Genomic DNA, 21,911 nt, shown 5'->3' on the forward strand with positions numbered 1-21,911 from the left:
TCAATAGATGGTATATCGAAAGCAAGCTTAAATAAGGAGAAAGAGAGAATGAGCAATTATAAAGTAGCATTCTTATCGGACCAGGCAGACCCTGATCTGGTAGAACGGTTAGAAGGCTGCAGAGCCGAGGCAAAAAAATGTTACCAATGCGGCAAATGCAGTGCTGGCTGCCCAGTTGCTTTTGCTATGGATAAGACGCCCAGGGAAATCATGCGGTACCTTCAGAACAATATGCTCGAAGAAGCATTGAACTCGCACACCATTTGGCTCTGTGCCACCTGTCTGACCTGTTCTGAGCGCTGCCCTCAAGAAGTCAACATTGCAGAGGTTATGGAAAGCTTAAGAATATTAGCCGGTGAAAACAGAATCGTTGCCGAAAGAAGAATCGATATTTTTCATCAAATGTTCCTGAAGTATGTCGAGGAATTTGGAAGGGTATACGAGCTTGGCCTAATTCTCGGTTCCAATTTAGTAGGGCTTCAGCCTTTCAAAGATGTTCAATTTGGCCTTCCAATATTTACAAGGGGAAAAATCGATCCATTTCCTCCTCGGATAGAATCTAATACTGAAGTCAAAAAGATATTCGAAAATGTCCGAAGAAGAGGTGGAAACGTATGAGATATGCATATTATCCGGGGTGTTCTCTAAGTTCAACAGGGCAGGAATATGATATGTCGACGAAAGAAATAGCCGAGATTCTAGATATTGAACTTTGGGAGATCCCGGGATGGAATTGCTGCGGCGCATCAAGCGCCCACCTGACCGATCACTTGCTCTCTTTGGCCCTTCCGGCCAGAAACATGGCCATAGCTGAAAAAGAAGGATTGGATGTGCTCATCCCTTGCGCAGCCTGTTATGCACGCAGTAAAGCGGCAGAACTGGCAGTCAAAGAATCGAAAGAAATGAGAACCGCCATTGAAGAGACTATTGAGCGTCCATATGAAGGTAGAGCAAAAGCAAAATCTATTCTTGACGTTCTGGCCAATGACATTGACATCGAAAAAATTAAAGAGAATATTGATACGCCGTTAAAAGGAATCAAAGCGGCATGTTATTATGGTTGCTTGCTGGTTCGTCCGAAAGCAGTTAGATTTGACGATCCTGAAGATCCGCAATCGATGGATAAAGTCATCCAAACTTTGGGCGGCGAGAGCGTGGACTGGGCGTTCAAAACAGAATGCTGCGGTGCTTCGCATGCAACGACCAAAGGAATAGTCGGGCTGCCGATGATCGAAAGAATACTTATCGCGGCTAAAGAAGCCGGCGCCAATTGTGTCGTTACAGCATGCCCGATGTGTATGAACAATCTGGATATGCGGCAGGAACAAATCGAAAAAGAAAAAAATTATCTATTGGATCTTCCCGTCTTCTACATCACCGAGCTAATGGGACTGGCCTTTGGGGTCGAACCGAAAGAACTGGGTATAGACAGACACTTTAAAGATGCCCTGACACTTGTTAATGATATCTTAGAAGAAGGGGGGAGAACACTATGAAACGTGTCGGTGTATTCGTATGTCACTGTGGTACCAATATCGCGGGAGTCGTGGATGTTGCGCGAGTCGCCGAAGAATCAAGGGATTTTCCGGGAGTCGAATATGCAGCAGATTATAAATATATGTGTTCGGAACCCGGACAGGACCTGATCATTAAGGCCATCAAAGAACACAAACTGGATCGGATTGTTGTGGCCGCCTGTTCCCCGCGGATGCATGAGAATACATTTCGTAAATGCATAGAAAAAGCCGGAATCAACGGATATTTTGTAGAAATTGCCAATATTCGGGAACATTGTTCCTGGGTGCATACCACTGAAAAAGAAAAAGCAACCGAAAAAGCCATAGATTTGGTCAGAATGGCTGTAGCCAAAGCGATTAAGGACGCGCCTCTGCAAAAAGCCACTATCCCTGTTACGGACAGGGCGCTCATTATCGGCGGCGGCATCGCCGGTATCCAGGCGGCTATAGACTTAGCCAATGCTGGGCATGTAGTGGACATCGTCGAGAAAGGACCCTCCATCGGCGGTAAAATGGCGCAGATCGATAAAACATTCCCGACCTTGGACTGCTCAGCCTGTATTCTGACACCCAAAATGGTGGAAGCCTCCGGCCATCCAAATATTAATTTGCTGACTTACTCCGAAATTGAGAAAGTTGAAGGCTATGTCGGCAACTTTAATGTCACGATCAAAAAGAAAGCCAGGTCAGTCCGGATGGATGTTTGTACAGGCTGCGGCATCTGCACGGAAAAATGCCCGATCAAAACAGAAAGCGAATTTGAACTGGGGATGTCGCAAAGAAGAGTGATATATACGCCGTTCCCGCAGGCGATCCCGAATAAACCGGTTATCGACAGGACAAAATGCACCTTTTTCAAGAACGGTAAATGCGGAATCTGCAGCAGAGTATGCGCGGCAAACGCCATTGATTTTGAGCAGCAGGATGAATTTTTAGTCGAAAAGTATGGTGCCATCATCGTGGCCACAGGTTTTGAACTCTTTGATTATTCCGTATACGGCGAATATGGTTACGGAAAATACCCGGATGTCATCACCGGACTACAATTTGAAAGACTTGTGAACGCATCAGGCCCTACAGCAGGAAAAATTAAAAGGCCTTCGGATCATCAGGAACCGAAAAACGTGGTCTTTATTAAATGCGTCGGCTCCAGAGATATAGCAAAAGGAAAGAGCTACTGTTCCAAAACGTGCTGCATGTACACCGCAAAACATGCCACCCTGGTCAGTGAAAAAATCAAAGATGCGAAAGTCTATATCTTCTATATGGATGTACGCACAGCAGGAAAAGGATATGATGAGTTCTACAATCGCACCAGGGAGAATTATAATGCCAACTATATCCGCGGCCGGGTATCCAAAATATATCAAAGCGGAGATAAGCTGATTGTCCGCGGTGAAGATACATTGATATCGCAGCCGGTTGAAATTGAAGCCGATCTCGTAGTTCTGGCTACAGCAATGGTGCCCCAGTTGGATGCTGCAGCGCTGGCCCAAAGAATTGGTATCGGTTATGACAAGGATCTATGGTATACGGAAGCGCACCCCAAACTGGCTCCGGTGGAAACCCACTCTCAGGGTATCTATCTGGCAGGCACCTGCCAGGGCCCCAAAGATATACCGGAGACTGTGGCTCAAGCTAGTGCAGCGGCAGCAAAGGCCTGTGGATTGTTATCCAAAACAGAGATGCTCACCGAACCCATTGTATCAGCCGTGGATGAAAAGACCTGTGCCGGCTGCGGATTGTGCGTGCCGATCTGTCCCTATAAAGCGATTGACATGAAGGCGATTCAGGAGCGCGTCCAAGGAATAACTATTGAGAGAAAAGTTGCCGACGTTAACAGCAGCCTGTGCCAGGGATGCGGAGCATGTACCGTAGCCTGCCGTTCGGCGTCAATTGGCTTAAAACACTTTACTGATGAACAAATCCTGGCGGAGGTGAATGCGCTGTGTCTATGAAACAAGAAGAAAAAGAATGGGAACCAAAAATCCTGGTATTTGCCTGCAATTGGTGCACCTATGCCGGTGCGGACCTGACAGGCCTCTCGCGGCTGCAGTACCCGCCTAATGTCAGGATCTTAAGAGTACCTTGTTCAGGTCGTGTTAACCCGCAATTTGTGATCAAAGCCTTTCAGAACGGTGTCGACGGCGTTTTAGTTGCCGGATGCCATCCTGGCGATTGCCATTATCATACGGGAAATTATTTTACCCGGCGCCGCTTCCTGCTGATGAGACGGCTAATGGCGTTTATCGGAATGGAACCGGAAAGATTCCAGAACCGTTGGATTTCCGCAGCGGAAGCTCCCAAATTTAAACAGACCATGACAGACATCACGGAAGAGATCCGGGCCCTCGGACCGAACAGAAAGTTGAGGAATACGCAATGGAACAGTTAAACACGAAGATGAGAGAACTTGCCGGAGAGCTTTTGGAAAAGCAAGAAGCCAAATTGGTCATCGGCTGGGAAAAAGGCAACCATAGCTATATCTCGACCCCCGCGTTTATCTCGGATACCAAAGATGTGGATCGTCTGGTCTGGGATGAATACTGTTCAGCCAATTTGGCAAAATACCTCATTGACTATCGGGATCAGGAGGGGAAAGTGGCCGTTTTTGTTAAAGGCTGTGATGCCAGGGGCATGAACAGACTACTTCAGGACAACCAAATCAAAAGGGAAAAGATTATTTTGATCGGTCTGTCCTGTCCGGGGATGAAAGATGATAAAGCAGCGGAGAAAGACGGAGATAACGCGGAAATTCCTATGCTCAAGAAATGCAGGGAATGCCGTTACCCGACAGCGGTGGTTTATGATCAATTCTTGGGTGAAAATACCGTACAGAAGGAAATCCCGCCCAAAGCCTTCGCTGATGTCCAAGCTGTCGAGAATTTAAATCCGGATCAAAAATACGAATACTTTACCTCCAATTATGAAAAATGCCTGCGTTGCAATGCCTGCCGCAATGTTTGCCCGGCCTGCAACTGCAGGGACTGCATCTTCGATCACAGCTCGAAAGGCTGGCTGGGAAAAGCCAACGACATTTCCGACAATATGTTTTTTGCACTGACAAGGGCCATGCATGTGGCCGGAAGATGTATCGACTGCGGCGAGTGTGAAAGAGTGTGCCCGGCGGATATCCCTATCATGCTCTTAAACAGGAAACTCATTCAGGATATTGACAATCTCTTTGGTGAAAACGAAGCAGGTCTCGATCCGGAGAAACGCCTCCCGCTCGGTGCGTTCGAATATACGGATCCTGAAGAATTTATGTAGGAGGTGGAAAGATGCTGGCGATTGAAAAAAATAAACTGAAAGACTTGCTGGAGATCCTAGCCAGAGAGTATCAGGTGATGGTACCGGCAAAAACAAAAGATGCGTCAGGCTTTATTCCTTATGAGAAAACGGCTGAAATCATGCTCGAGGAAAACACCTTCTGTTCTCCAAAGCAGCTCTTCTTCCCGCAAACGGAAAAAATGTACGCAATTACAGCCAATAGGGATAGCATGGAAATCGTGAGTGCCTCTGTCAGCAATGAAAAACGCTTGCTTTTTGGGGTTAGGTCATGCGATTTGAAAAGCCTGGAGTGTTTGGATAAAGTCTTTTTAGAAAAAGGGTATGTGGACGAATTTTATAAGGCGCGCCGGGAGAACACGGCCATCATCGCATTGAATTGTACCCGAACAATGCCGAATTGTTTCTGTTATGCTATGGATGTCGATCCTCAAAATGGTAAGGGAGCTGATATTCAGGCTTACCAGTCGGCTGAACTGATTGGATTTGAAGCTGTAACGGAAAAAGGGAAGAAAATCCTTGAAACAATAAAAAGCCTTTTGTCCGAAAACGAGATTCAAGAACCGGCGTCCCTGGAATTCAAACTGAAAGCAGATGCAGAAGGGCTTTCTGAGAAACTTAAAAGCATGTTTGATTCCCTGGTATGGGAAGAAGTATCCAGAAAATGTCTAAACTGCGGAGCATGCTCGTATACCTGTCCAACCTGCCACTGCTTTGATATCTCCCAGGATACTAAAGGAGAAACGATTAATAAATTTCGCTGCTGGGATTCCTGCATGTTTGGCGAATATACGATGATGGCAGGCGGGCATAATCCCAGACCCGGAAAAAAAGAAAGAGTCCGCAACCGATTTCTGCATAAATTGAACTATTTCCCAGAACGGTACGGTATGCTGCAGTGTACCGGCTGTGGGAGATGTATTGGCGTTTGTCCGGTAGGTATGGATATAACCTCCGTCATGCGGATGATTAAGGAGGCAGAATAGATGTCACAACGCGAAAATAATAACAACAAAAGCAAAAAAATGGATCAAACTCCGATCCAAACTGAAGTCCAGGTTCAAGTCGAAGAACAGAGCCAATGCACGTGCAGTGACTCGCATAACCATAATCATCAAGGCAATGCGCTGATTCCGGTTTGTGCCAAAATTATTAAGATCGTGCAGGAAACTTCGGATGTCAAGACCTTTTATATCAGCACCCTGGATGATAAGAAGCCTTTTGACCCGCAGCCTGGGCAGCTGGGGATGCTATCCTTTGGCCAGTACGGTGAAGCCATGTTTTCAGTGACCAATAAGGGCGAAAACCATATTGAAATGGCCATTAAGGCCGTGGGGGAACTGACCTTTGCGCTGCACGAAGCAGAAGTCGGCCAATTGGTCGGAATCCGGGGGCCTTATGGCAACGGATTCCCTCTGGAATACTGCAAAGGTAAGGATATCCTGATTATCGGGGGTGGCATCGGGCTGGCCCCGGTTCGGAGCTTGGTCATGCATTGTCTAAAAAACCGTGCGGATTATGGTAAGCTCACTATCTTGTACGGGGCAAGATCCAAAGACGATCTGTGCTTCAAAGAAGACTTGTTTACGAACTGGCGGGATCTGTCCAATACGGATTTATTCGTAACCATCGACAAAGCAGAAGAAGGGTGGGACGGTCACGTTGGTTTTGTTCCTTCCTATGTCGAAGAACTGGCGTTTAAACCACAGGTTGCGGTCGTCTGCGGGCCGCCGGTGATGATAAAGTTTACCCTGCCGACGCTGCAAAAGCTTGGTTTCCCGGATAAGGATATTATTACAACGCTTGAAATGCGTATGAAATGCGGAATCGGTAAGTGCGGCCGTTGTAATATCGGTTCCAAATATGTCTGTCTTGACGGACCGGTATTCACAATGGAACAAATGAAAGAGCTGCCGCCGGAGTATTAGTGGAGGTACTTTGTAAGAAGAATACTATTTGCAGTGAAAAATACTATTGAGAGTCTAAGTAAAACTTATGCGGCGCCTCCTCATGCAGAGCCGTAGATATAAGATATATATTAACATTTGTAGCTTTTAAACATATGGACAGTTATTAAAGGGGTTGCAAAATGCATAATGAACTTGATTTGGATAATCAAAACAAAGATGTTAATCATTCACAAGACAATAATTCAGAGGTTACCGTAACTGAAGTCCTCAAAATCGATGGGCCTGAGATGCAGGTCAAAGCCGAACAGGTTGTGGTAGAAGCAGCACTTACTGTCTATCTGAATAACAAGGAATTTGTGACGCTTGTTTGTACCCCCAGCCAGGTTGAAGAATTGGTTGTCGGTTTTTTGTGTTCCGAAGGGATTATCAGCCATTTCGACGAGCTAAAAAAAGTTACTGTAGATTCTCACCTGGGTCTTGTCTGGGTTGAAACTAAAAAAGAGAACACTCTTAGCGAAAATTTGTTTTTGAAACGGTATATCACTTCCTGCTGTGGCAAAGGTCGGACTTCCTTCTACTATGCTAATGATGCCAGGATGACCAAAAAACTGGATAGCCGTTTGCAAGTGACTTCCAGTGATATCAGTCAGTATATTAACTTTTTGGAAGAGAAATCCGATCTATTCCACCAAACCGGAGGGGTGCACGGCGGAGGGATCATATCCAATGGCAAACTTGAAATTTATGCAATGGACATTGGACGGCATAATGTACTTGATAAACTAAGTGGATGGGCCTTGATAGAAGGAATCAAACTATTAGAGAAAGTTATTGTATTCAGTGGCCGTATTTCGTCCGAAATCTTGATAAAGACGGGGAAAATGGGATGCCCAATTTTGATAGGTGTTTCCGCCCCGACAAATTTGGCGCTTGAGTTGGCTGAAGAACTTGGAATTACAGTGGTCGGATTTGCCCGGCAAAACCGGATGAATATTTATACCCATCCTGAACGCGTCATTATCTCAGAAAGATTGTCTTTTTGAAAGCAGGGAGCTAAATTCGACCATGATTGTTTACTGTAAAGGAAGGGGTATGCAATTTGATCTATTTAGATAATGCCGCCACATCCTGGCCAAAGCCTGAGGCTGTATACCAAGCTGTTAACGATTGCATGAGGGAAAAAGGCGGGAATCCTAATCGTTCCGGTCATCGAATGGCGATGCTTGCGGACCGGATCGTTTTTGAAACGCGGGAGCTTGTCGCCAAATTATTTAATGCCCCGGAACCTTCTCAAGTCATATTCACGCTGAATGCTACTGAAGCTCTAAATTTAGGTATCAAAGGGTTGTTACAAACCGCAGATCATGTCATTACGAGTTCCTTTGAGCATAACGCAGTGATTCGTCCTCTGGCGGCAATTAGGAAAAAAGGTGTTTGGGTTACGAAGATTCTAACTGAATCGGATGAGGGTGTGTTACCCCAAGAGGTTGAAAATTCTATTCAAAAAAATACCAAAATGATTATTCTGCAACATGCCTCCAATGTTACCGGGACACTTAATCCGATTGAGAAAATTGGTGAAATAGCTCATAAAAATGGAATACTCTTCATGGTAGATGCGGCTCAAACGGCAGGGATATTTCCTATTGATGTTCAAAAAATGCATATTGATATACTATCCTTTACAGGGCATAAAAGCTTGCTAGGTATTCAGGGGGTTGGGGGGCTCTATTTAAGGGATGGGATTCTACCTGTACCGTTAAAAGAAGGAGGCACTGGTGCAAATTCTGAGTCCTTGTTTCAACCGTCCCAATTGCCGGAACGCTATGAGAGCGGAACACTCAATACGCCAGGGATTGCCGGTCTAGGAGCCGGTATTGGATTCTTGCTTCAAACAGGTATTGAGAATATCAGAAAAAAAGAAAGAGATTTGACAGAAAAACTTTTGGAAGGGTTACAAAAAATACCCGGCGTTATTGTCTATGGGCCAAAGAGTGATGTTGAGAGAGCTCCAGTAATTTCTTTCAATATAAAAGGAATGGAACCTGCAGATGTTTCCTTTATGTTGGACCGAGTATTTGATATTGCTTCCAGACCTGGGCTGCATTGTGCACCTGATGCGCATAGAACATTGGGGACTTTCAATTATGGAACGGTACGTTTAAGTCTAAGCGTTTTTAATACAATTAAGGAAATCAATGCCTGCCTTGAAGCAATTGAAGATATTGCTGGTCAAAAGCTGAGTGAATAGATTGAAGAAAGGAGGATCATGAAAATGGCAATATCAATTAAAAGTAAAGTAAAGGACATCATTGTAAATGAAAAAGCGTGTGCGATTCTCGATAAATATATTCCGGGTGCTTCTACAAATAGTCAACTGAAAGCGGCTTACAATGTATCGCTGAAGCTTTTATGTGGTATCCCTCAAACAGGGATGACGAAAGAAACAACTGCTGCAATGGCTGCTGAATTAGAAGCACTTGGTGAATAGTTGTCTATAGAAGTTCTACAACTATGATCGTATCCCTAAACTTATTTGATATAATTCTCGCACTTCATAAAAATACTATTCACATTTGAAAGAGAGCAATTGAGTGGCCACTCGCTTAAACAAATGCATTCGACTCTTAAATATTATTACTGGAGCGGTTGTGATAAACAATCCCTCCAGTAATAATAAGCAAGATTATCATGTTTTGATCAGATTGCCATATCTGACGCCCTGGATCTCGCTTAAGTTATTTTTGTTGAATTTCACAGATACTGAATTTCGGCATCAAACCTATTAGGAGTGAAAAATATGCTGAAGGATATAAGAATTCCTGAAGTAACGATTAAGCGTCTTTCTAGCTATTCACGTTACTTAAACGAATTATCACAGAAAGAAATAACAACCGTAACGTCCAAGCAGTTGGCTGAAGAATTCGGGGTGAAATGTACGCAGATACGTAAAGATATTAACTTTTTCGGACAATTTGGTATACGCGGTATCGGGTATAATGTTGATGATCTTCACAAGCATATTCTTAAAACTCTTGGATTAAGAACTGTGTGGAGTATTGCTATCGTGGGTTTTGGAGATTTGGGGTCCGCATTATGCAATTATATAGGCTTTAAAGAACATGGGTTTTCAATAGATAGTATTTTTGATATCGATCCCAAAAAAATCGGAACCGTCGTTAATGGAATAGAAATAAGGCCGATAGACCAGATTGAGAAAATAATGGAGATAAAGCAATCTAAAATAGGAATAATCTCTGTTCCAACTGCTTCTGCTCAAAGAACTGCCGATCTCTTAGTCAGGTCAGGAATACAAGCAATCATGAACTTTGCGCCAATAGCTTTAAAAATCCCCCCACAAATAGAGATCAGAAACATTGATTTAACAAACAACTTAGAGGTTTTAACCTATAATCTCAACAAGAATGCTCCGAAGCGGAAAATTCAAAAGCAAAATATAGACAGTTTTAATTAAAAAATAATTTGCACTAGTCGAAAGGAAAGTGATCTCTTGGATGAAGCCAGCATAATTAATGTGATAGCAGAAGAAGCACAGTCGCAGAACATGGAATCTATATCAGAAAAGTATCAAGAAATGAGTAAAACACACTTAAGGCTTTCCAACCCTTGGAGAATTACTGAATTTGACGACGGAAGAGATAAAAAGGGAAGTTATGATTTTGAGGATATTATCGGTGAAAGTAGTTCAATGAGGCAGACAATTAGCATCGCAAAAAAAATAGCCAGATCGCACGTTACTATTCTATTAAATGGAGAAAGTGGTACCGGTAAGGAATTGCTTGCACAGGCTATCCATCAAAGCTACTGTCCGAAGGGACCATTTATCGCTATTAATTGTGCGTCAATACCTCGAAACTTAATCGAAAGCGAATTATTCGGCTATGAAGGTGGAGCTTTTACCGGTGCAGAAAAAAAAGGACGTCAAGGTAAATTTGAATTGGCTGATGGTGGGACAATTTTTCTTGATGAAATCGGGGATATGCCGTTAGAGATACAGCCCGTTTTGTTAAGGGTTCTCGAAGAAAATGGGATTGTAAGAATAGGCGGTATAAAAAAAATACCAATTGATGTAAGGGTGATTGCTGCAACACATAATAATCTTTATCAGAAGGTGAAGGAAAATAAATTCAGAGAGGATTTATATTATCGGCTGTCTGTCTTTAAAATTGAGTTGCCACCTTTAAGGGACAGGTATAACGATTCTTTACTGTTAGCGAGATATTTTATTCAAAAAATATGCGAAAAAGAGTGCCTTGATGTACCCGAGCTAAGTGACAATGTATGCAAGATCATTCTTAAATATAATTGGCCAGGCAATGTCAGACAGTTAGAAAATGCAATGATTTATGCTGTATATATAGCACAGAATGGCCATATTAGAGTAAGTGATTTACCTAATGAAATTCTAAGTGAGGTCAACATTAAGAGTAATAATGGAACTCTTTGCGAGATTGAGAAACAGGCGATTGAAGAAACACTGTGCAGGAATGAATTCAGAGTACTAGAGGCTGCAAAAACCTTGGGGATCAATCCAAGTACGTTATATCGAAAGATAAAAAAATATGGTATAAGGATGTAATTTGCAACATAAAGCTCAATGTTTGTCATGTATCTACATTGAAAAGACTGTTGGCAACTTCGAATTCAACATAGACGGGTGAAGGAGATAATTAACTAACGTATTTTCTTATAATAATGCTAGGTTTGTAATGGGGGTCTTCTGGAGAACTAAAGAAAGGGAGGCTTATCATGGCTGAAAAAAAAGGACCGTCTTTCATTAAAGCGGTACTCATGGCAGTAGGAATTTTAGCTGTAGGTATTGCGATCACAATTGGTTTATCAATGGTTGGTTTTGGTTCCTGGCTTCTAATATTGACTCTTGTCTATTTCTTATCGGTTGAGCAGTTAAATTATACCATGGTGCCACATGTTGTTGTAGGAAGCTTCGTAGGCATTACGTATGGTTTTGGAATCAATTTGGCAACGATGGCTTTAGGATTCGTTGGCGTAGGCGCAAATGCATCAACTATCGGATTAGTGGTTTACCTTGTGTTAGTAGTTTTTGCAATTGCTTGTAATGTCGCCAACAAATTGCCTGTATTGGTAAATAAGTGTATGTGGTTTATTATGATTGCTTTTATGATTCCAGGAGCAAATGACATGAAATATTTAGTACCAGACTATGCTGTTTGGCTTATTACTTCCGTAATTGTGATTATACTAGGGATGGTTATTAAGAAAGCAGCATCAAGATCAAATAAACTGAATACGCCGGCTTAATAAATTCTTATAATTAATTGATTAAAAATTCCGAGTCTCCAGATTCCCCATTGCTTTTTTTATGATCTGCAGTAGTGTCTCATCGATCAGTTTATAATAGGCACCTGCGGCGGATTATTATTTCTCAACACGTTGATGTTTGACGACGATTTCGGATGGTGGTGTTCCCGAGAGCATCGTAACGGCATTAATGTCATGATTAAATAAATACCTATCGGCCTCACGATTCATTGTAAGGTGATGCAGAAAAGACTATACTTAGATTTTTGAAAATATGTCTTGACACCGGGGTGCGGTATATTTGATGAGGATTGCACTATCTCGATATAAAAATAATAGGTGCCAGTCAATGTTTAAATTTCAATTATAAAGTTGTGGAGGAAGTAATATGAATAGTATTCTCATTGACTACACTGTCAAAATCAATAAGTATATTTTTGTTTTTGGCTGGCTTGGGTTGGTGTCATCATTTGTTACGATTTTTTTGGGCAATTCAAATGCAAATCTTTGGCTCGTGATTTTAGCCCTAATTGGCAACTCAGTATGCGGGTTTTTAATTTATAGAAAAATATATTTTAGGGCTACCTCCTATATTTTAATTATTGATGCCGTTTTATCTCTGATATCTGCGATTAACGATACATCTATGATGGGAATGGGAATAATAATAACCCTTTGTATTTCAGCAATTTACCTTAATAAAACATTACTTGCTTCGGTTGGCTGTGTTTACAACGTATTATTAATTCTTATGTACTTCGTTAACAGTGATATACAGAAAGTTTTTATTAAATATATTTTTAGTATTGATTTGGCATTTATATTCTTATTTGTTATTTGTAAAGGCGGATCTGATTTAATCCAGAAAGCTACGGATAAGGAATATGAAGCAAAAAAATTATTAGAATCTTTAGAAGCTACATCTGTAGTTATACGGGATAATACGGTATCTTTAAATAAGGACATAACGTGTTGTAATGAAAATATTGGGGCTATAAAAGAAATTAGCAGCGCAATGACTTCTGCTGTACAGGAAATAACAAAAGGGGTTGTAAGTCAGGCTGAAAGCATTAGCGACATCAGCGATATGATAAATATTGCAGATGAAAAGGTATCAGAGATTAATAGTTACTCTAGAAATTTAGCAGAGGCTTCAGTATACACAAATCATAAAGTATACGAAGGCTCCGATAAAATGCATCAGATGGAAGAACAGATAATGATAATAAACACGGCGATTAATCAATCACTTACGACTGTACAAGATTTAAATAGAAGTATGGATGATATCAATAGTTTCCTTTCAGGGATAGATGACATAGCCGTACAGACAAACTTATTAGCCCTAAATGCAGCAATTGAAGCAGCCAGGGCAGGTGAATCAGGAAGAGGATTTGCCGTAGTAGCAGAAGAGGTGCGAAAACTGGCAGAACAAAGTGCAGATACCGTAAAAAAGATAAATGCAATTATTGGAGAAATAAATGAAAAAACAAAACTTGCTTTGGAAGAAGTACATAATGGAAGCATTGCGGTCAAGCAAGGAGATGTGGTTACAATCGAGGTAAAGGACCTATTTGAGGAAATCAGATCATCATTTAATCATAATGATACATATATAGCCAACGAGTTACAGATGATTGAAAATATCAGTTCAATTTTTACTCAAATACGTGAACAAGCTGAAAATATAGCCAGCATCTCGGAAGAACATTCTGCAGCTAGTGAAGAAATGCTGGCCACAACAGAAGAGCAGAATTCAGGAATAGAAAATATTTATGTGTTAATGAATCATATTAGTGATTCGAGTATGAAGCTTCAAAAATTAAGTTTAAAGGAAACAAAATGCTGAGTGGCTATCAAAAAGGAGGTTCTGGCATTCGAATTAAGAACCAGCAATTTTTACGCACAGCAAATATATGATCAGGCATTGAGTTTTTAATAACGCAGCTATTTCTTGATACTGAACAATTCTTGAGATTCCCAAAAAAACTAGCAAGAAACAGTGTATTTGTTCCAATTCAAGCAGGCATCATGCCGATAGCCGACCTGCGATTTGTTGAGAAAATGGTGAAGCTTTCCAACACGCGAGTACCTAAAAAACTTGGTTTAATATTTACGATCTGCGATTGCTATCAAACGGCAATGGGATGTTATACCGTTTCAAACGTTTATACAATGTTGATCTGCCGATTCCCAATAATTCCGCTGCTTTCTCCACGTGATAATTTGTTTCGTCCAGGGCACTTTTCGTTGCTTCAATCTCCAAAAGACTTAAATTAAGTGGTTGCTGTCCTGGAGACACTGGTGAAATTTCAGCTTCGAGCGAGTGTATTTCCTTGGGCAGATTCTCAATTTCTATCATGCTGCCCTTTGCTGTACTGGCAGCATATATCATGGCTTTCTCCAACTGGCGTACATTCCCCGGCCAAGCATAACGCAGCATCGCGTTCGTGGCAGCTTTGCTGATCCCGGGGCGATTCCAGCCCATTTTCATACAATATTCTGTTAAGAAATGGGTGGCAAACAGCATAATATCGGAGCCGCGCTCTCGTAGGGGAGGAATATCGATTTTTAACGTCGATAAGCGGAAAAACAAGTCAGCCCGGAAAAGATGCTCTTGGACAAGTGTAGCCAGGCTTTGATTTGTGGCCGCAATCAAACGGAAATTAACTGGGCGCAGCTCATTGCCGCCGATCCGTACCACGTATTTATCTTCGAGTACTCGGAGCAGAACAGCCTGTAATTCCAGGGGCATATCACCGATCTCGTCCAGAAAAAGTGTGCCGCCGTTAGCCATTTCTATTTTACCGATGCGGCCCTTTTTCTCGGCCCCGGTAAAGCTGCCGCCTTCATAGCCAAAAAGTTCGCTTTCAACTAATGTTCGCGGCATTGCTGCACAATTCAAGGCGATAAAAGGGCCATTCGGATAACAGGCATTATGGATAGCCTGGGCAAATAATTCTTTGCCGGTACCGCTTTCACCGGTCAAGAGGATATTTTCTTCCGAAAATGCAAATTGCATCGCTAATTCCTTGACACTTTCAAAGACAGTGCTTTTGCCGACCATGCTGTCAAACGTAAATTTAGCAGCAGTACTGTTCTGACGAGCGACATAATCACTCATGTCTTTGATGCTGCTGATCCTGATAACAGCACCTTTGGGAATGGTGCTGCTGCTTTCAAACACCGGACGGGAACTGAAGAGGAAATGGCGTTTACCCTTCAGCGTTTGAATGGAATCTTCTATATAATCCAATCTTTTTCCTTGAAGTGCCTGCTTGAGCCAGCGGCTATTGGCTGTATAATGGTGGATATTTTTGTTTCCGGTTTGTTCTTGATCTAAGTCAAGGTAATGCTGTGCTTTCAAATTGGCCCGTACAATTTCGCCGGATTTGTCAACGGTAATAATGCCCTCATCCAGGAAGTTAAGCGTAGTCTCCAATATATCGCTGTTGGCTGTCAGACGCTCATTTTTGTTTTTCAGGGTCATCTGCTGCCCGATAGCCAGGGCGATGGAAGTAACCCAGCCCAAAGAATGCGCTTGAATTGCATGAAAACCTTTATCCAAAATAATATCGGATTGGGGCAAAAGCAAAAGAAGACAACCAATCAGGTCACCGTTTTCGTCAAGGATTGGCGCGGCGGAACTGATATTCATACTGGCTTCATAGATATAATTCTCGGCTCCGATCAGTTGGACCGGTGTCTTATGTTTCAGTGCCAGGACATGGGCCATCGTTCCATAAGTATCTTCGGAAAAAAGGGTGGAGGATTCACCGGATTCCAGTTTTCTTCCTTCCCGGATAAGTTCTGCACCATTCTTGTCATACAAATAGAAAAGGCATTTCGATATCGACACAAGCGGTTTATAGGTTTGGATTAGCGGTATCGTCGTATCAATCAACACCTGGTTCTGGGTGAGTATCTTTTTAAATTCGTGAGGGTCTAAATTAGGTACATTGATTTTATGGGGGTCAATACCCTTATTATTTGAACGTATCCATGATTCGGCAACTTCTGTGCGCATATAGGAATTGTTTAGCGGGGTAAGACCATCGTTAAAAAAGCGCTCTTTACACGCAATGATCGCGGCCCATTTTTCCTCGGTGATCAAGTTAGGTTGACTGATATCCTGAATCATGTTTTTTCCTCCCGAACACGAAAAACCATTAATCAAACATAATAATAAACCGCCAAATACGGTATTGCATTGACATCACTGCCATTATACCATATCTGGCGGTTTTTCTAACTTATTTGGATATGCTTATCTACTGCCATCGATAAACAAGTATCAAAGACTCTAGATGTTATTTGTTCAGTGGGATATCGCCGATATTCAAGCTATCGGTTAAGGCGATGGCCTCTTTGACGACAGGTTGAAAACCTGGGGCCTCAATTTTTAACGTATAGGTGCCGGCATTGAGTTGGCGGAACCAGAAATCACCGAAATCATCGCTTAAGGTTTCGGCAGTGAAGCCATTCGGCCCCGTCAGAGTCACTTTGGCGCCTTCAACGATGTCATCGGCAATGGGATCCCACACCTCGCCGCCAATAAACAGTTTCGGCAGATTCAGATAATAAACGTTTGGACGTGTGCCCTGTTCCGGCAGCATCACTTCCGCTTGGGCAATTTCTGCGGCAAATTCTTCGGCTTCGCCAAAACGCAATGCTCCGGTGGCGCAAAAATCAACACAGTGCGGCAGTTGGCCTTCGTCAACCAAATGGGCACAACCCGTGCATTTCTGAGCGATATTTAAGCTCTCATTCCAGTAAATGACGCCATAGGGGCAGGCATCAACAAGCTCTTTTTTGCCTTCAGCCTTGAGGGGATCTAGAATGACCAGACCGTCTTCCCGTTTATAAAAGGCATCGCTCTTTTTTACACAGGCGGGGTCAGCGCAGTGCATGCAGGTATAGGGTGTATATTCTAATTTGACCTTGGGTACCTGGCCGTGGGTTTTTTCATTGAGTTTCATCCAAAAATGACCGGTATCCGGCTGCGGCTTGGCATAGGGCATCCAGTCATTATTGACATGCTCATCTTTGCAGGCCAGCTGGCAACCATAACAACCATTGCATTTGGCGATATCGATTACGAATACTTTCATCGTTTTGCCTCCTTACAGTTTAAACCGATTTTCCTGACTGACACCGACGCCTTTAATATATTTTCTGCCAAAGGCTTCCGGATACTGCTTCGCCAATTCGAAGACGTCGACCTTCTCAACATTCACCAGATAGCCGCTGGTGACTTCTCCGGCGACATTTTTAGAAATAATATTCGTCGGAGCGATGAGGTTATTGGCTCCTGAACGGTCGCTGACGCCGGCTTCGATGGGGTCGATACGGGTTCCATGGTCCTGTAGAACGACACCGGGTATAATGCGTTCGGTAACGATAACGCCGCCCAGCACCCAACCCCGGTCATTAAAGATTTTCACGACATCGCCGTCTTTAACGCCTAATTTTTCCGCATCTTTAGGATTAAGCCATACCGGTTCATATTGGTAACCATCCGGTCCGACGACTTTACAGGTGGGGATTTCACGCAGCCACGACACATCATCCAGATTGGCATGAACGCGCCAGCGGGGATGGTTGGAGACGATCAGGTACGGGAATTCTTCACTGCGGGGATGGAGGAAGCTCTCCTGATGGCTTTCACCATAGGGGACAAACTTCGGATAAGGTCCGCGTTCTTGATCGTCGGGGAAGTATTCTGCCAATGTTTCTGAGTAGAATTCGATTTTACCCGTCGGTGTTTTCAGCGGATAGGTTTCCGGATCTCTATAGAATTCTTCGAATCCCATGGGGTCATCCTGCCAACCTTCGGCAGCAGGCATAGCAAAATACTTATTTTCTTTAAATTGTTCATACGTGATATAATCCTTGGCGTCCGTACATTCAAAGCCGATTTTGATCCAATCCTCAATGCTGTTGCCTTTCGTGTATTCTTCGTAAACGCCAAGTTTCTTGGCAACCAGGCCGACAGCTTCATAGTCGCTGACGGACTCACCCAGCGGTTCGATGCAGCGTTCTTCATGATAAACCATTTGGAAAGTGCCGCTGTAGACATCGTTGCCGATATCTTCTTCTTCAAATTTCGTATTGATTGGAAGCAAAAGGTCAGCCATAAGACAGTCATTTTCCAGCCAGGGGTGCTGGGCGATGACCGTCTGGATCTTTTCACTGCGCAGTGCTTGGATCATGCTGTTGCCGCCGTTCCAACACGTCGTCCAGCATGGGGTGTCTGTCCAAACCATGTGGATCTCTTTCGAACCAGGAATAGGATATTGGTACATAACTAATTGGTCTTCCCGCGGCATGCCGGCGAGTGTTGCTCCATACCAGGTCAACGGGTGATCTTCGTCATAATCGCCAAGAATAGCCTTGGGAATCAACGTTTTTGGAATAATGGATTCGGGCGGGATGAATTCCGTGCCGCGGTATGCTTTGTCAATAAAAGCAATCCCTGCGGAGCGAGGACCGGAATTTGTATGCGGATCGCCAAAAGTTCCCCATTCAATAAACTTGAACTGGTTGCGACCGGGAGCACCCAAGCCCTGCATGCTCAAACAGGCAACCTCAAGGCGGGCAGGTTCATGGGAATAAGTGGAGCGGATCATGGAACCGCCGTTGCAATGCGCGATTGAAGTCGCTTCTTTGGCCCATTTTCTGGCTAAGGCTTTTATGGTTCTGGCCGGGATACCGGTAATTGGTTCAGCCCACTTCGGAGTTTTCGGTATCCCGTCTTCTTCACCCAGTACATAATTTTTGAAAATATCGAAGCCTACGGCATGGGTAGCGATAAAATCTTTGTCCCAGGTATCCTCCTGCAGCCAGGTATACATGACCGCCAGCTGCAGTGCGCTGTCGGTATTGGGCAGGATCGGGATCCATTTGTCCGCATGGACGGCACAGCCATAGTTGACATCCGGGCAGATGTAGACTTGTTTGATGCCCAGCTTGGTCAGGTAGAAACAATAATTACTGGCTAATTGTCCACCCCAGCCCCAGGGTGTGGTTTCCATATCACATCCCCAAAAGAGGATCATATTCGTATATTTGGCCATTCCGAGAAGCAGGTTGCCGGTGTAACCTTCGCCGACGGAGTCACAGCCCCACATATGCTTGGCGCCCCAATACCAGCCTTCCCAACTGTCTGGATTACGGGTCTGGAAGGTATACGCGCCGAGAACTGCGAAGAGTTTGGTATGACAGCCATGAGAAGCATGGATCATTTTGGTCTCGCCATGACCATCACCCTCAAGCAGAATGGAGTTCAGTCCATATTCTTTTTCAATCCGGCGGATTTCGGAAGCGATAATATCCGTAGCCTCATCCCAACTGATCCGCACAAACTTGCTTTTGCCCCGGTTCTGTGGATTTCTTTCGCCATTGGGATCCCAGTCTTCTCTTTTCATAGGATACAAAATACGATTGGGCGAATAAGCACGTTTTTTGTAAACGAGACTGAACGGGGGAATGGCAGATTTAAGAGGAACCTCAAAGGTTTCCCCCCTGGCTTCGATTTTCCAGGCATTCAGTTCTTCCTTTGAATACAGCTTATCATACTGCATGGGTCGTATTCTTAAGATTTTGTCGTCTTTTACGTCGATCTCCGCAGTATTGGCACCGGCACCGAAGCCACAAAAACCAAGCCCTTTGTAATATGTTTTGATTTTGTCGCCGTTCATAATTTCTCCTCCTTATTAATTTTTCGCATCGTACGGTCCACAGCGCATACGAATACCTCAGAGTTTATTGCATAATTTATGCCAGGAAAATAAAGCGGAGGAAATAAGGCGTTCTGTTGAGGTGGTGCCTTTTAGTCTCTTTTAGAGACATTGCGATGGAACGTAGGGCTTTGCTTTCTAGAATATCGCTCTTTATCAGAATGTCTCTAAAAGAGACAAAGTCTCCGTTGGAGACATTGTCTTTAGTGCCGCATTTTGTTGCGGCCGGCGGCGATTCTTTCTGATTAGATGATTTTAATCTTATTTTTCTTCAGCCAATACTCCATTTGCAGCAAATAGGCAAAGAGACGAGGCAAATCCATCAATTGGCCGAACCAGGGTTTATTGGCATTCGTGGAGGCAGCGGCTGTCATGGTCAGCAATTTCTTCCTGTCCACCAAATCCAGTAAGGGTGATGCAGCGTCATTTAACCTCTGCTCCAGTTTAGCCGCCACTGCTTGCAGGAACGCCGGGTCATGCGTTTTGGGATAGGGGCTTTTTCGGCGCCAAAGGATATCTTCCGGGAGTACCCCCTCAAAAGCAGCCCGAAGCAAGCCTTTTTCCCTGCCACGGTAATTTTTTATATCCGAGGGAATATTCCAGACATATTCCACGATCCGATGATCACAGAACGGGACGCGGACTTCCAGCCCTGTAGCCATCGTCATCCGGTCTTTACGGTCAAGCAATGTGGGCATGAAGCGCGTCAGGGTCAAGTAACTGATTCGTTTATAGGAAGATGTGTCGCCATCCTCTTCGGCCGGTATTTCCCAAAGTGCTTCCGCATAACGCTCACGGACATAATCAACGGGTTTTATCCGATCGATTAAATCTGGCGAGAGGATCTCCAGACGCGTATCCAAAGCGGCAGCCCAGGGGAAGGTATCCGCTGAGCGCAGATCTTCCCGATGAAACCAAGGATATCCGCCAAAGACCTCGTCAGCACATTCTCCGGAAAGACCTACAGTCACCGTGTCTTTGATTTTTCGGCTGAACAAAAGCAGTGAAGAGTCAATATCGGCCATACCCGGCAGGTCTCTCGCGTGGGTCGCGTCATCCAAAGCATCGATCAGTTCGGAGGGGTCTAAGAAAAGACCATGGTGATCGGTTTGCATGTAACCCACCATCTTTTCCACCCATGGCGCGTCCGGGTCCGGTTGAAAATCGTTCGCTTTAAAAAAGCGTTGATTGCCGGTATAATCGATTGAAAATGTGGGCAGGGATCGTCCTTGATCACGGTATGTCTTCGCGGCAATCGCTGTAATAATGCTGGAATCCAGCCCGCCGGACAGTAAGGTGCCCAACGGAACATCGGAGACCAATTGGCGGGAGACGGCATCCGAAACAAGATGACGGACCTTCACGATTGTGGTCGCCAAATCGTCGGTGTGCGGTTCGTTTTTTAACGACCAATAGGCCCAGGAGGATACGTTGCCCCGTTCAAGCTTCATCGCGCAGCCCGGTTTGACTTCGTTGATATTTCGAATGACCCCATGTCCGGGAGTCCGGGCCGGTCCGATCATAAAAAGTTCGGCCAGGCCTTCGTTATCAAGTTCGGCGGGAATATCAGGATGAGCCAGGAGGGCCTTCAGCTCGGAGGCAAATAGGAAGGAATTGTTTTTCTGAAAGTAAAATAGGGGTTTGACTCCCATTCTATCCCTGGCGATGAAGAGAGTTTCTCTCCGGCTGTCCCATATACCAAAGGCAAAAATGCCATTGAGTTTATCAACACAGGCTTCCCCCCATTCCATATAAGACAAAAGAAGGATCTCTGTATCCGAATGCCCTTGCGGTGAATAGCCTTTAAGTACAAGCTCCCGCCGAATTTCCTCTGTATTATACAGCTCTCCGTTATATGTGATGACATATTCCCAGCCATCCCGAAAACGGACCATGGGCTGCTGACCGCCGATGATGTCGACTACGGCCAATCGGCTGTGCCCAAATGCGATAGGGGTCCTTAAGTACATTCCCCTGGCGTCAGGACCTCGGGGAACTAGCGTATCCACCATGGCATTAATAATTACTCCGGACTCGGACAGATCACGATCCCAGTCCAGCCACCCAACAATACCGCACATTACTGTCATCTCCTCATTCTTTTAAGCTTTATTGATAATGTTTATCATCTATAGTAATGTATGATGATACGCTGC

At 44.0% G+C, this 21,911-nt stretch carries 18 protein-coding genes and 1 pseudogene; 15 read left to right on the top strand and 4 right to left on the bottom strand.

Annotated features, from left to right (window positions below; genetic code table 11):
• The first annotated feature begins 48 nt into the window (after positions 1-48).
• The 15 genes and pseudogenes from LPY66_RS08495 to LPY66_RS20990 form a co-directional block, all read left to right on the top strand.
• Complete coding sequence (locus tag LPY66_RS08495; RefSeq protein ID WP_337987643.1) at positions 49-618, top strand: 4Fe-4S dicluster domain-containing protein; 570 nt, start codon at positions 49-51, stop codon at positions 616-618.
• Positions 615-1,496 carry a CoB--CoM heterodisulfide reductase iron-sulfur subunit B family protein gene (locus LPY66_RS08500; protein WP_337987644.1) on the top strand — a complete coding sequence of 294 codons (882 nt, stop codon included), beginning with the start codon at positions 615-617 and terminating at the stop codon, positions 1,494-1,496. Before LPY66_RS08495 ends, LPY66_RS08500 begins: the two co-directional genes overlap by 4 nt.
• The gene (locus tag LPY66_RS08505; protein WP_337987645.1) at positions 1,493-3,475 is read left to right on the top strand and encodes a CoB--CoM heterodisulfide reductase iron-sulfur subunit A family protein; all 1,983 of its coding nucleotides are present in this window, start codon (positions 1,493-1,495) and stop codon (positions 3,473-3,475) included. The genes LPY66_RS08500 and LPY66_RS08505 overlap by 4 nt, the downstream gene beginning before the upstream one ends.
• On the top strand, positions 3,472-3,912 hold the full coding sequence (locus tag LPY66_RS08510) for a hydrogenase iron-sulfur subunit (RefSeq protein WP_337987646.1): 441 nt from the start codon (positions 3,472-3,474) through the stop codon (positions 3,910-3,912). The genes LPY66_RS08505 and LPY66_RS08510 overlap by 4 nt, the downstream gene beginning before the upstream one ends.
• The gene (locus LPY66_RS08515) at positions 3,900-4,787 is read left to right on the top strand and encodes a 4Fe-4S dicluster domain-containing protein (RefSeq protein ID WP_337987647.1); all 888 of its coding nucleotides are present in this window, start codon (positions 3,900-3,902) and stop codon (positions 4,785-4,787) included. The genes LPY66_RS08510 and LPY66_RS08515 overlap by 13 nt, the downstream gene beginning before the upstream one ends.
• Before the next feature lie 11 nt (positions 4,788-4,798).
• Entirely contained in the window at positions 4,799-5,791 is a 993-nt protein-coding gene (locus tag LPY66_RS08520; protein WP_337987648.1) for a 4Fe-4S dicluster domain-containing protein, read from the top strand.
• The gene (locus LPY66_RS08525) at positions 5,792-6,733 is read left to right on the top strand and encodes an FAD/NAD(P)-binding protein (RefSeq protein WP_337987649.1); all 942 of its coding nucleotides are present in this window, start codon (positions 5,792-5,794) and stop codon (positions 6,731-6,733) included.
• A 161-nt stretch (positions 6,734-6,894) separates the two neighbouring features.
• The gene (fdhD, locus tag LPY66_RS08530) at positions 6,895-7,758 is read left to right on the top strand and encodes a formate dehydrogenase accessory sulfurtransferase FdhD (protein ID WP_337987650.1); all 864 of its coding nucleotides are present in this window, start codon (positions 6,895-6,897) and stop codon (positions 7,756-7,758) included.
• A gap of 56 nt (positions 7,759-7,814) precedes the next feature.
• The gene (locus tag LPY66_RS08535) at positions 7,815-8,966 is read left to right on the top strand and encodes an aminotransferase class V-fold PLP-dependent enzyme (protein ID WP_337987651.1); all 1,152 of its coding nucleotides are present in this window, start codon (positions 7,815-7,817) and stop codon (positions 8,964-8,966) included.
• A 24-nt stretch (positions 8,967-8,990) separates the two neighbouring features.
• Positions 8,991-9,206: a hypothetical protein gene (locus LPY66_RS08540; RefSeq protein WP_337987652.1), complete on the top strand. Its 216-nt coding sequence runs from the start codon at positions 8,991-8,993 to the stop codon at positions 9,204-9,206.
• Positions 9,207-9,518: 312 nt separating this feature from the next.
• A complete protein-coding gene (locus LPY66_RS08545) occupies positions 9,519-10,190 on the top strand; it encodes a redox-sensing transcriptional repressor Rex (RefSeq protein ID WP_337988050.1) in 672 nt (223 codons plus the stop codon).
• A gap of 36 nt (positions 10,191-10,226) precedes the next feature.
• Positions 10,227-11,315, top strand: a complete 1,089-nt coding sequence (locus LPY66_RS08550; RefSeq protein WP_337987653.1) for a sigma-54 interaction domain-containing protein — start codon at positions 10,227-10,229, stop codon at positions 11,313-11,315.
• Between the two features lie 170 nt (positions 11,316-11,485).
• Complete coding sequence (locus LPY66_RS08555; protein ID WP_337987654.1) at positions 11,486-12,016, top strand: hypothetical protein; 531 nt, start codon at positions 11,486-11,488, stop codon at positions 12,014-12,016.
• 388 nt (positions 12,017-12,404) lie between these two features.
• Positions 12,405-13,865 carry a methyl-accepting chemotaxis protein gene (locus LPY66_RS08560; RefSeq protein WP_337987655.1) on the top strand — a complete coding sequence of 487 codons (1,461 nt, stop codon included), beginning with the start codon at positions 12,405-12,407 and terminating at the stop codon, positions 13,863-13,865.
• A 77-nt stretch (positions 13,866-13,942) separates the two neighbouring features.
• A pseudogene (locus LPY66_RS20990) lies at positions 13,943-14,107 on the top strand (methylenetetrahydrofolate reductase); the annotation flags it as partial.
• Positions 14,108-14,129: 22 nt separating this feature from the next.
• Here LPY66_RS20990 and LPY66_RS08565 read toward each other — a convergent pair.
• The 4 genes from LPY66_RS08565 to asnB form a co-directional block, all read right to left on the bottom strand.
• Positions 14,130-16,157 carry a sigma-54 interaction domain-containing protein gene (locus LPY66_RS08565; RefSeq protein ID WP_337987656.1) on the bottom strand — a complete coding sequence of 676 codons (2,028 nt, stop codon included), beginning with the start codon at positions 16,155-16,157 and terminating at the stop codon, positions 14,130-14,132.
• Between the two features lie 169 nt (positions 16,158-16,326).
• Complete coding sequence (locus LPY66_RS08570) at positions 16,327-17,127, bottom strand: 4Fe-4S dicluster domain-containing protein (protein ID WP_337987657.1); 801 nt, start codon at positions 17,125-17,127, stop codon at positions 16,327-16,329.
• A 12-nt stretch (positions 17,128-17,139) separates the two neighbouring features.
• Positions 17,140-19,716 (bottom strand): molybdopterin-dependent oxidoreductase, encoded by a 2,577-nt coding sequence (locus LPY66_RS08575; RefSeq protein ID WP_337987658.1) that lies wholly within the window; start codon positions 19,714-19,716, stop codon positions 17,140-17,142.
• Between the two features lie 284 nt (positions 19,717-20,000).
• Entirely contained in the window at positions 20,001-21,836 is a 1,836-nt protein-coding gene (gene asnB, locus LPY66_RS08580) for an asparagine synthase (glutamine-hydrolyzing) (protein WP_337987659.1), read from the bottom strand.
• Positions 21,837-21,911: the final 75 nt, after the last annotated feature.

The organism is Dehalobacter sp. DCM, from assembly GCF_024972775.1.
Classification (GTDB): Bacteria; Bacillota; Desulfitobacteriia; order Desulfitobacteriales; family Syntrophobotulaceae; genus Dehalobacter.